Origin of the sequence: Chryseobacterium pennipullorum (assembly GCF_003384725.1) — a bacterium.
In the GTDB taxonomy this organism is placed as follows: Bacteria; Bacteroidota; Bacteroidia; order Flavobacteriales; family Weeksellaceae; genus Chryseobacterium; species Chryseobacterium pennipullorum.
This window is the reverse complement of sequence record NZ_QNVV01000011.1, coordinates 128,007-140,089: the sequence shown is the minus strand read 5'-3', so window position 1 is coordinate 140,089 and position 12,083 is coordinate 128,007. Positions and strand designations below refer to the sequence as shown.

Genomic DNA, 12,083 nt, shown 5'->3' with positions numbered 1-12,083 from the left:
GAAATTTATTGATATTTTATCTTTAGGACTTAGATTTTCATACAGTTTTATTCTAAGTTTGGCTTCTTCTATAAGATCTTTCTTATAAGGAAACTGAACATTATATTTTTCAATTAATTGTTTTTTAAATGCTAGTATTTCACTTAAATTTTCCGTTTTATTAAATTTTCTTTGATTTTCTTCCTCAAACTGAATGTAGTCAGCCATCGGGCAAATATTTGTTCCTTTTATCTTGGGTTGGCCTCCTTTTTCTAAAAAATAGCCTGCTAATTTAAGATCATCTCTTACAGCATTTTCCATTATATTATTTCCGCAATAAGATATATTATTGATATCAGCCAGGTTTTGAAGCAAATAATCGATCATTTTTCTCTCGGTATTATCAGATCCTCCAATCATCATCGCATCAGCTAATGGAGAGTCTCCTAAAGCCGGATTAGGATTGGTTTTATACTTAAAAAGTAATTCAAGCATTTCATAATTATTAAGTGCCACAGCATGATTCAGAGGAGACTTCAATCCTTTATAAGGAATGATGACATTGGGATCAGCACCTAATTTCAGCAACTTTTCCATTGCTTTAAGATCCTCTATGATAGAAGCATACATCAATAAAGTATATCCTGTTCCTTCCTCTAACTTGTTAAGATCAATATTTTTCTCTTTAATAAGCTGTTCCATTCCATTAAGATCTCCATCAAACATTTTTTGAGCAGCTTGCAAGCCATCCCCTTTGAACATTTTTGAAGGTGGATACTCGTTTCTATTTTCTTTTTTACGTGACCTAAGGCTACTATCTGAACAGGAAAAAAGTGTCATAATGGAAAGTAATATTAAAAGAGCTGATTTACTCATATACTGTTGACAATTCATCATACACTACTATGAATTAAACTTCGTTAGCTTTTTATTTCAGTTCTAATTTCCTTTCACTCTATTCAGGTCCTCACGATAAAGGTTTTCACCATAATTATTATCGAAATTTATTGATATTTTATCTTTAGGACTTAGATTTTCATACAGTTTTATTCTAAGTTTGGCTTCTTCTATAAGATCTTTCTTATAAGGAAACTGAACATTATATTTTTCAATTAATTGCTTTTTAATCCCAAAAAGTTTTTCGTAGTAAGGAGACTCTGGTAGATTACGTTCTTTTTTTTGTGTTTCCTTATATTGAATATAGTCAGCCATCGGACAAATATTTGTCCCTGCTATAAGAGGTTGTCCACCCTTCTCTAAAAAATAGGCTGCAAGATCCAAATTATCTCTCGTAGCATCTTCCATAATATTACCTCCGTTGTAAGAAATATGATTAATATCTGCTCCATTTTTCATTAAGTAATCGATCATTTTCCTTTCCATATTTTCATCACCCAGCATCATTGCATCACTAATCGGATTCGTTCCAATTGATGGATTAAGTGTTGCACGATACTTAAGCAGTAAATTAAGCATGTCATAATTATTAAGTGCTACAGCATGTCTGACTGGCAAACCCTGAGGTGTTATAATATTGGGGTCGGCACCATTTTCCAGCAAACTTTCCATTGCTTTCATATTTTCTAACAATGCAGCATAATGCAACAAGGTGTATCCTTTATTTTCCTTCTTACTAAGTTGGTTGATGACCTCCGGATTGGCTTTCATAATATTGATTAATTCAGTATTATTTTCGTCAAAAATATTTTGTGCTGCCTGCAGTTGTGCACCTTCAAACAACTTTCCAGGTGGAAGGTTTTTTCTATTGGCGTTTTTGCGCGATCTAAAAACAGAATCTGAACAATTGGTAAGTGTCATAACGGATAGAAGTATTAGAATAATTGTTTTCATATTATGTATTATTTGCTACAACATTAGTGTTGATCGTGTCCATCATTGCCTGAAACGCATCAGCATAAGCACTATGCCCGCTTCCTATGGTTTTAATACCAAGTCCCTCATTGTCTTCAATATATCCAAAGATTTCGTTTTGTTCTCCTAACGCTCTAGGCGCCGCGCCTGTCAGGCCGCCAATTCCACCTAGTAAATTTAGTCCAGGGATTCCAGAAAATGCTAATGTTGCTAGTAATCCTTCTCTATTATTTTGTAATCCATTAAGTATATCATTACTTGTACTATAATTGAAGATATTTGAAGTTGATTTTGCCGCTCCTTTTTCATCGAGATAGTTCAGGGTATTTTGATGAACCCCTCTTGCGTTAAATGTATAGCCCGGAAGCCCAGTATAATAAGACGCCATCGCGCTATTTCCTCCCCCTAGTGAGTGCCCTGTAAACTTTACTTTTCCTTTGGTAGCATTATCCATTTTCTCCGCAAGACTTCGCGTCTTTTCTATTTGAGGAGTATCAAAGCCGAAGGCTTGTCCTCCATCCTCAATAAACCAGTCATGATAGAATTGCATGCCTTTTGGCTCAGAACCTCTGAATGCTACAAAATAATCACCTGTATTTTCATTATAATATAAAGAGGCAAAGAAACCATTATCATTATTTGTATTAAAATCTTCTTTCCTTAATGCCCCCGGTCCAAAAAGTGCATCTAATTTGCTTTGGTCCTCTGTATTAATACGGGTATAACCGTCTATCTCTATATTATTTCCATCCTTGTCTTTATAGCCGTCATCATAAGAATCCTTTGCCATCTGGCTGGCTGTATTAGCTTCCTGCAATTGGGCAATAGGTAAATGAAACGTAACTTCCCCTCCTAAGAAACAATGTAAGCTGGAGTTCTGCAGGAGAGGTTTTTTGTTTTCAACTTTTACTTTTGGATGGGTATTTTTCCAGTCACTTCCTTTACAGAGAAAGGAACAGATATTCAGACAGTCATCAATCAATGCACTTCCCGCCCATGCTGCGGCTGCCAAAACAAAGAGCCCACCCGAGAAAGCTGCTGCAACAGCCACTCCAGCCAAGGCTCCCGCCATCATCATTTCAGGACAGATAAAATTGTCTTTGAAGCGGTCATCTTCTGTGGCCATCAGCTTAGCTCCTTTCTTCAGCTTAACTGAAGACTGGGAACTGACTCCAATTCCTATAAGCCTTCTCCCCTTACTGCACATAAGGGGAGTATCCTGTGCTATATATAATTGACTCATACTGATACTTTTTTATTTAGTTTTATATGATATCTGCAGACATAGAACATATTATCATTGAGTTTCTCCTTGACATGAAATATGATTTCAGACAATACAGAATCCCCATTGTATGTATATTCTCCTTCTACTGAATACGCATAGTCTAAAGAACTGCCAAGCGTTCTCTGATATTGGTCTCTGTAAACGCTTTCAAACTGCGACTGCCCGTCTTTATTTTTAGCAGTAATATGTACGGTATACCCTCCCTCGTCTTTTTTCGAAATTTTGTATTGAGTATCATATCTCAATTTTTCACCAGGAAACAAGATTGATAAGGTTGTTCTGGATGGAATTTCATCTCCGAGCCCGCCTCCTCTGAATACCGGTAAAGGATAAAACATAATCTGATACAAAAAATTCAGCTTAATATTATCATCTATATCCTTGAATTCCTTATCATAAATACGGATAAATGTTTCGTAGCTTTCTTTTACCAATTCAAAGAAATGAAGATCTTTTTTGATCGTATTCCATTTTTCCGACACCTCATCTTTGTTGGTAACTTCCTGTATACTTTTATCCGGATGTAAAGAGATCTCAAGGACCTGTGTTGCCTTGTTTACTTCTTTCAGAATTTCATAAAACGGCTGCATTTGTCCGTCAGACTGAATGTATCTTTGGGGAGAGGAATGGATCGTAATATGATGATACTCTCCGGGCACGATGGTCCAGTCTTCTTCTATTTCCGTTTGGTTAGCTTTTCCGGTTCCTAAAGTAAGATAGGATTTAATATTGATATTATATTCTGCTTTTTTATACCAGGCATATTTAAATCCTGATGTCTCGTCTATTTGCTCATTGGTCAGTTCGATTGCCATAGTCTAACGCATTTTGAGAATACATTTACCGTTAATTGATATCTACATTACTTCCGGTAATAAACATGTCGCCTGTAGCGTTAATCGAGGTGATCGATTTACTGTAAATACTCAATTTATCTTGTGTTACCAACAGTGCATTCTGTAAGGAGTTCATATCCAGCATTCCTTCTTTAGCTGAAATGGTAATTCCCTCCTTGGTTATGGTAATCGTGTTTTCACCTACTTTCAGCTCAATTTTTGTTTTTCCTTCTAGAGATATATTTCCTGCAGCATCCATTTTTAAAAATGAATTGGCACCTTCTCCTTCCTTACCACCTACATTAATAGCACTGGTGCTTCCGGCATTAACGGTATTATTGTTTCCTACATTAACCGTTTTATTGTTATTGGCATTGGTATGGGCATTTCCTGCGCCGTCAAATTTCATATTAGCTCCTCCCTGGTCAGTAAGAAATACAGAACCTTCGCCATCATTGAGTTCCAGTTTGTTTCCGCTTCTGCTGCTCAGGCTTTTTATATTGTTATCAGCTCCTCCGCCTGCACCGATACCGCCATGGAACATCCCACCCATCACAAACGGACGGTCCGGATGCTGATGAACAAAATTGACAATGACCTGGTCTCCAACTTCGGGGATGGCCATAAATCCCCTGTTTTTATTTACCTTATCGCTGCTTCCCGCATCAGGAGTCATTACCCTGATAAACTCTGAGGTATCAGGTCCATTTTGCCAGTCGAACTGTATCTTTACTCTTCCCTGGTTCATGGGATCCGTATTTGAAATTACTTTGGCAAACTGAGCTTCTGCTCTGGGTGTCTGAAATTCCGGACGAGGGATAAAACCTGTATCTGCAGCAATGGCTTCAAATTTCCCATCATAATATCCTCTGGCATCCACTTCATGGGTTACTTCAAGAATCATCAGTTTGGTAAAATAAGAAGTTTCATTGCTTCCGGATTTACGCATTTCAATATCTGCCGTACATCCCGGATATAAAAAAGGAACAGTTGTCGTTCCTGAAGTTATAAAAACTTCCGAAGCCTTACTTCCGGCAGTTCCTTTCTGGGAAGCATCAATATCCATAAAAGAAGTTGCCTTTATTGGGGCTACTCTCAAGGAAGGTGTGGTAAAAGTCTTTTCTGATATCTCGTAGGCACGTCTTGCAATATCCGAGGTATGGGTGATTTTTGAATTGGCGGCTGTCAGCTTTTCGTTTTTGCTGCTGTTGTACCCGTAGAAAGTGGGACTTACATGCTGCGCTTTCATCTTAATCGCAATATCGCTCACGCTGCTGCCATAGGTAAGTTTAACAGGTTTCTCCTGTGGTGGAAGCTTTCCGAAATGCAGCACTTCACCATCATAATAAAACTGCTCGCCATATGCTTCAGCCATTCTGGCAAGGTAATTATAATGGGTTTCTTCGTATTGTGAGCTATATGGAACATTTCCATGCTGGGCATCCACCCGGAAATCAAATTTATTCTGTCCAAGCCCTTCGCGGATCACCTGGTCTGCAATACTGTTGAGACTCACAGGCTGGCCACCTCCAAAACTCTGAATGTGCGGTGCGGCATCCAAAAGCACAGTTGGGCTGTATCCTTTAATAATAATATTTCCCAGGCTTCCTTTTTCCTGACTGAAACCCACTTCGGTAATGACACCCACAAAATTACGTTCGGCACCTTTTTCGATATCTTTATACTTAAAGACTACTGTAATTCTTTTTCCAAGAAAGTTCTGAGCGCCGTCCAGATTGTGGTTCTCAGCACTTCCAAGACTATCGTGGGCCAGCGTCAGACTAAACTCGTGGTGCTTAGCCGCACTTTGGACAAGTTTAAAGTGCTTGAAATGTTTTATAATCTGACCTTCAACAACAACATCCAGCTTTACAACGCGGTTGATTCCTGCAATAAAGCTTTCAGCAATCGCTGACGCATTATGTATTTTTGAGGTGGGTTGTTTTGCCCAAACCTTATTTTCTGTGATTGAAGGATTATTAGGAACCAGGGTCTGATTCATAAACATATCTGTTCCCTGTACGGCAGTTAAGCTTTGTTGCCCTGCTTCAGCAGCTTTCTTTGCTTTTTCGGATGCTTTATTCAGCTTTCCTTCTGCCTTCTGGGTGGCTTTTTCTTTTACCGTATTTTTTAGCTTTGCAGTATCTGCTATACTATTATTTTGGGGGCTATCTATTTTAATTGATTTATCATCCTGAAACATAACGTCTTGTGTTTTATATTAACAAATTATCGGATAAACTGCTGATCTTACAGATCTATGGAAAAAATTTTAGCAGAAAAAGATTCTTTTTTCTTTAAAAAATGATTCCCTGATGTTTTTCTTATGCAGGTAAATGGAAAAAACAGAACAGCATACCCGTGAGAGTGCACTGTTCTGTACCAATTTTATTTTTACTAAGATGATGAATAGGCTTACCTATGATGAAGGCCACAGTCCAGCGTACTGAGAAGTACCGTAATCGATTGTTTCAGCACTTATGATAAAGCTGATCAGCATACTGTTGCTGTCGATTGCGTCAAAGTCTACTTCGTGCTGGATCACGTATCCGTTCTGCCAGTTCAAAGTAATTAATGTACCTTCTTCGTGAGATTTGTTGAATGTGATTTCTCCTACCGTTGGCTTGTACTTACCGTTTAACAAGCTTTCAAGGATATCAGATTTTTCAGTAGCTTCTACTGTCACTTTGATCAATGCGTTGGAAGGATCTGATGCTACACGTCCTGAAACGTCAGTAGATCTTGATACGCTGTAGTTTAACTTTAACAGCTTCTGTCCTTCTCCGTTATTAAATTTTAAGATTCCTCTTGAATTTCTTTCTGCCATGATTTGTAAATTTTAATCGTTAGTAATATTTTGTGATTCGGTGATTGTTTAACAAATATAGAGGCTCTTGTAGTCTAAAAAAAACTTTTCACTATAAATATGAAAAATTGTAGTAGTTCTACGACTTTTTGTAGTAATTCTACGACATTTGATTTACAAAAACCGCTTAAAAGGCCTCCAGATGGAGGTTTCAGCTTATTGCTACAAATGATCAAAAACAGTAATTTTCCACATGAGTGAGAAATATTATGATTTTCTTAATATATATTAGCCTATTTTAACAGTATCATTAAGTATAAAAAAACCGTACGGTTAGGTACGGTTGATATTTATTTAGAAATGTATCGGTTTATTGCTGAGTCCTGCTGCCTTCTTTTATTGATCTGGAAAGGATCTTATTTTTTCTTAAAAGAAAATCTGGCATCAGGTCTGTAGGAAGATAAAATGTACTTTCTCCTTTTCTCTGCAGTTCCTCTACAATTCCCGGATTCCAGGCGAGAATTTCATCTACATTTACCTTCAGCTCGTCTGCGACTACATTCAGGTTAAATCCCGCATTGATTTCTGTTTCCGACAGTGCGGCCTCGGTTACCTTACGGTTTCCATCTTCAAAGAATACTTTATTGATCCTTGAAGAATTATAATTGTTCAGTACGTATTCAAGCTCTCCGGTTGCATAGCAGGCATTCAGGTATTTTTTCACATGGTTGACGGTTTCTCCGGGAAGGTATTTATAAAACTCATGATAATGAGAGGAGCCGGCAGCCTGCATTGCTTTTGCAATATTTCCTTCACCACAGTTGTAGGCCGCAACTACCGTCACCCAATTATTATACTTTTTATAAAGATTCCCCAAAGAGATCACTGCTGTCTTTGTACTTTTATAAACATCTGTACGGTTCTGCTCGGTGAGCCCATATTGATTGGCATGCGAAGTCATTAGCTGCCATATCCCTACTGCTCCCGCTCCGGAGGTAATATTTCTGTTAAAATGGGATTCTATCAGCGCAAGATTTCTTAAATGCTTGGGAAGTCCTTTCTGAAGCAGCAGCTGCTCAATAAATTCAACAAGGTCCTTATTGGCATTGATAATTCCCTTGTATTTTTTCACACTGCTTTCAGAGGTATCAGATGCGGAAAGGAACTGCCCGTTCACGAAAATACCGGCTCCGAGAAGCATCATCCCTATCAATATATTTCTAACAATGGTTTTCATTTTCTATGTATTAACAAGGCAAAAGGCGTACCTGCACTTTTGCCTTTTTGCTTTACTCTATACTTATTAATCTACTTTCCAGCTTAGTTTGTCCTCTTCCTGGTTCCAGTCCACATGAATGGTCTGTCCCGACTTTACTTCTTCTCTGACGATCATTTTAGAAATAGGCCTGGCCAGCTGAGCACGAATAACCCCTGAGATCTGCCTTGCACCATATTTGCTGCTGAATCCTCCCAGAGCAAGGTTTCTTACTGCATCATCACTGATTTTCAAAGCAATTCCCAGCCTTGTCAGGGAAGTATGTAATGACTTCAACTGAATATTGAAAATTCTTTCTGCAATAGACTCCGTAATAGGAGCAAAAGGAATGATCTCTGTAATCCTTGCTAAAAACTCAGGTCTGAATCTTCCTGAATTGGACATAATCTGCATCAGCGCAGAAGATTCAGGAACTTTTCCTTCTTCAAACTGTTTTACAATTTCTTCACTACCAATATTGGAAGTAAAGAGAATCAGCGCATTGCTGAAGTCACCTTCTTTTCCTAATTTATCATGCACTTTACCTTCATCCATAATCTGAAGGAATACATCGAATACCGAATGGTGGGCTTTTTCAATCTCATCAAACAATACAACGGTATAAGGCTGCTGTCTGATCTTATTCACAAGCATCCCTCCTTCTTCGTATCCTACGTATCCCGGAGGCGCTCCGTACAGCAATGCTGCAGAATGCTCCTCTTTAAATTCCGACATATCAAAACGGACCATCGCCTTCTCATCATTGAAAAGCAATTCGGCCATTGATTTTGCCAGCTCTGTTTTTCCGGTCCCGGTAGGCCCCAATAGGAAGAATGACCCGATAGGCTGCCCAGGCTTGTTCAATCCGCTTCTGTTTTCAACAATAGCATCGGAAAGGATTTTTAAAGCATGGTCCTGTCCTACTACCCTGTTCATAAGGAGCGATTCCATATTCAGGAGCTTTTCTTTTTCCTGAGCCTGAATTTTCCCGATCGGGATATTGGTTTTGGCCGCCATTACAGCAGCAAGCTCAAGACGGTCTACCTTTTCTCTTTTCTTTGCAGCATGTTCTAATAGTTCAGCATAAGTATCTTCAATGATCTTCTGAATCTGATCTACCGGCATGGAGTTATCAATAGCAGGCTGTTCGCTGAGGGAGCCCCAAAGGATAGGACTGATCTTATCTCTTAACAGATTATAGGCCCAGATCAGCTCATCTGCTTTATCTTTATTATCAGCAAATTCTTCTGTGAGGATAGTATCATAGCTTGTTTTCCAGCTTTCCAGCTCTTTTTCCGAAAGCTCATCAAGCATTTTGATAGCAGCCATTGTTCTGTCTAACAAATCGATGGCAGCATCCGGTAATTTTTTACCTTTTGCATATCTTTTAGCCAGACGCACACATTCCGGAAGGGCTGTTTTTTCCACTTCTATCCCGTGGTGCTTTTTGTAACCTTCAAGAAGTACGTCGATCATTTTCACACAAGTCTTCTCATCCGGCTCATTGACGGTTAACACCTCGAAACGTCGGTTGAATGCCTGTTCCGGTTCTATGATTTTTCTGTATTCTTCCTGAGTGGTAGCTCCGATTACTGTGATTTCACCCCTTGCTAACTCAGGCTTTAGAAGATTGGCAACATTTCCGATGCTTCCTTTAGGATCCAAAAGGGTATGAATTTCATCAATGAAAAGAATGGCTTTTTCAATTTTCTTGCATTCATTGATTACTTTTTTCAGACGGTCTTCAATCTCACCTTTATACGATGTCCCAGCCAGCAATGCCCCGGTATCCAGTTCCAAGAGGGTACCGTTTTTAAGCATTTCGGGAACATTTCCCTTTGTAATTTCAATCGCGAATCCTTCCACCAAAGCAGTTTTTCCTACGCCAGGCTCGCCAATGATAATAACATTCGGCTTACTTCTGCGGCAGAGAATTTCTACCAGCATTCTGAGTTCTTTATCCCGGCCGATGATATTTTCCAGGTCTCCCTTTCTGGCCTGTGCCGTTCTGTCTACACAATAGCTCTTGATAGACGGAAATGACGCGTCTGAATAATCCGCTGCTCCGTTTGAAAATAATGATGAAAAATCACCGTCTTCCGACACTGCAAACGGTGTATCTTTGCGGTACAGGTTAAAAATATCGTGTTCTCTTAGCGGAAGCGATTTCAGCTGCTGCAAAGAAAATACAACCTGCGGTTTTACTATCGCTGTAAGAATACATATCGGGGTAATCTCATCAAGTCCCAGTTTTAAACGGATATCATCCGCCTCTTCTATAAGGGTATCCACCGCCTCATCCTGTCCCACCTCATCGGGAAGATGACTGGTTTTTGGATATTCTTCAATGCGTACGTCTGCCCATTCATAGAAATAGCCTGGATCTTTATCTATACTTTTCAGAAAATCATTAAGCCCGATATCTTTATGCATCAATGCCTGAAGAATATGTGGCCCTCCGTAAGTGCCATTATAATTTTCTTTCGCTATTGACTGTGCAATATGGAATAGTTGTTTTACTGTTTCGTTGGTTACTAGTACTCCCATTTATAATTTTTCTTATATTAATATATTTGCGTCTTGTTGTATGTCCCTTCCAGATTGTTTGATATCCTCTTTTAGGGACCTTTATTTTATCCGTGATATTTGGAGAACAAAATCCTGTTCTTTTTGCTCTGCTAAAATTAAATATTTTATTCTAAATGAGGTAAAGATAATTAATTCTTCACTGAGAGAAGTGATAGCATTCTTTTCTCAGTGTTATCTTTTAATTATTAATATACTCAGAATCTCTTCTTGAGATCACCTTCCCTGTAGTTCCATCTAATGTTATAGTCTCCAAAACATTAGATTTCTTTCTCCATTCAATTACCCAGACAGGCTTTTCTTTTTCTACTCTTCGGATAATGGTGGTATGAAATCCTGTACTTTGCAAAACCGGCCCTTTTGTCAAAGAGATGCCTTCTTTTTCACAGAACATCAAAATATCTTCAAATGTAAACTTGTAAGGCTTATCATAATCAACCTCCTTGATTAGGTTTCCTTTTTCGTCAAACTCATACCACTTGCCAATTTGAAAACCATCTCCATTAAAACCAGCTCCTTTTGATTTGATATTTCCGTTTGGATAATACGATTTTGATATCATGTAGTATGAATCTTTAAAAGTCTCCTGATAATACTTACCTGAATTTGCTGCATTTATCTCGATATAATTACCATTGGATAAAAACTCCCTTAAAACATCAGAATCCTTTATTTTATTCGAGTCAAACTTTTCAAACTTATTATCAACACTGGGTAGTATATCTTTTTTATTTTGCGATTTACAAGAAACAACAATCATCAAACTTAGAAAAAACACTATTTTTTTCATACAATTCTAAAGTTATCGTTAGCTGTTGATGTAAAAACAAATTAATTATTAATATACTCAGACTCTCTTCTTGAGACCACCTTCCCTGTAGTTCCATCTAATGTTATAGTCTCCAAAACATTAGATTTCTTTCTCCATTCAATTGCCCAGACAGGTTTTTCTTTTTCAATTCTGCGGGTAATGGTGGTATGAAATCCTGTACTTTGAAAGACTGGTCCTTTTGTCAAAGGGATACCTTCTTTTTCACAAAATTCTAAAATATCTTCAAACGTAAACTTGTAAGGTTTATCATAATCAACCTCCTTGATTAGGTTTCCATTTTCATCAAACTCATACCATGTGCCTATTTGTAAGCTCTCAGTATTATTTGATAAGCCTTTAGATTTGACATTCCCATTTGGAAAATAAACTTTTGTCAAAGTATAATAAGAATTTCGCATAGTTAAAGAATAACTCTTACCATAATTTGCTTCATTCATTTCCACATAAGAGCCATTATCTAAAATTTCGCTGGGATAATTAGGGTTTTTATGGTACAAATTCGAGTATTGAATTGTATCAAACCTTTCCAATTTATCATCAAAAACAGGCAACGTAATATTTTGCGATTTACAAGAAACAACAATCATTAAACTTAGAAAAAAAAGTATTTTTTTCATACAATTCTAAAG

Annotated in this window: 10 protein-coding genes; all 10 read right to left on the bottom strand. The window is 37.9% G+C overall.

Annotation, left to right across the window (positions count from 1 at the left end):
* Window positions 1-855, bottom strand: an 855-nt coding sequence (locus tag DRF67_RS13605; protein WP_228435812.1) for an ankyrin repeat domain-containing protein, incomplete at its 3' end; no start/stop codon positions are given.
* Between the two features lie 63 nt (window positions 856-918).
* Window positions 919-1,830 (bottom strand): ankyrin repeat domain-containing protein, encoded by a 912-nt coding sequence (locus DRF67_RS13600; protein WP_228435811.1) that lies wholly within the window; start codon window positions 1,828-1,830, stop codon window positions 919-921.
* Window position 1,831: 1 nt separating this feature from the next.
* Window positions 1,832-3,094, bottom strand: coding sequence for a PAAR-like protein (locus DRF67_RS13595; protein ID WP_115928828.1), 1,263 nt, complete (start codon window positions 3,092-3,094; stop codon window positions 1,832-1,834).
* Entirely contained in the window at window positions 3,091-3,954 is an 864-nt protein-coding gene (locus DRF67_RS13590) for a hypothetical protein (protein ID WP_115928827.1), read from the bottom strand. Before DRF67_RS13590 ends, DRF67_RS13595 begins: the two co-directional genes overlap by 4 nt.
* A 31-nt stretch (window positions 3,955-3,985) precedes the next feature.
* Complete coding sequence (locus DRF67_RS13585) at window positions 3,986-6,178, bottom strand: type VI secretion system Vgr family protein (protein ID WP_115928826.1); 2,193 nt, start codon at window positions 6,176-6,178, stop codon at window positions 3,986-3,988.
* Window positions 6,179-6,394: 216 nt separating this feature from the next.
* Complete coding sequence (gene tssD, locus DRF67_RS13580; protein WP_115928825.1) at window positions 6,395-6,802, bottom strand: type VI secretion system tube protein TssD; 408 nt, start codon at window positions 6,800-6,802, stop codon at window positions 6,395-6,397.
* A 349-nt stretch (window positions 6,803-7,151) separates the two neighbouring features.
* Window positions 7,152-8,018 carry a lytic transglycosylase domain-containing protein gene (locus tag DRF67_RS13575; RefSeq protein WP_115928824.1) on the bottom strand — a complete coding sequence of 289 codons (867 nt, stop codon included), beginning with the start codon at window positions 8,016-8,018 and terminating at the stop codon, window positions 7,152-7,154.
* A 66-nt stretch (window positions 8,019-8,084) separates the two neighbouring features.
* On the bottom strand, window positions 8,085-10,583 hold the full coding sequence (locus DRF67_RS13570; RefSeq protein WP_115928823.1) for an ATP-dependent Clp protease ATP-binding subunit: 2,499 nt from the start codon (window positions 10,581-10,583) through the stop codon (window positions 8,085-8,087).
* Window positions 10,584-10,803: 220 nt separating this feature from the next.
* On the bottom strand, window positions 10,804-11,412 hold the full coding sequence (locus DRF67_RS13565) for a toxin-antitoxin system YwqK family antitoxin (RefSeq protein ID WP_115928822.1): 609 nt from the start codon (window positions 11,410-11,412) through the stop codon (window positions 10,804-10,806).
* Window positions 11,413-11,453: 41 nt separating this feature from the next.
* The gene (locus DRF67_RS13560) at window positions 11,454-12,071 is read right to left on the bottom strand and encodes a toxin-antitoxin system YwqK family antitoxin (protein ID WP_115928821.1); all 618 of its coding nucleotides are present in this window, start codon (window positions 12,069-12,071) and stop codon (window positions 11,454-11,456) included.
* Between the last annotated feature and the right edge of the window lie 12 nt (window positions 12,072-12,083).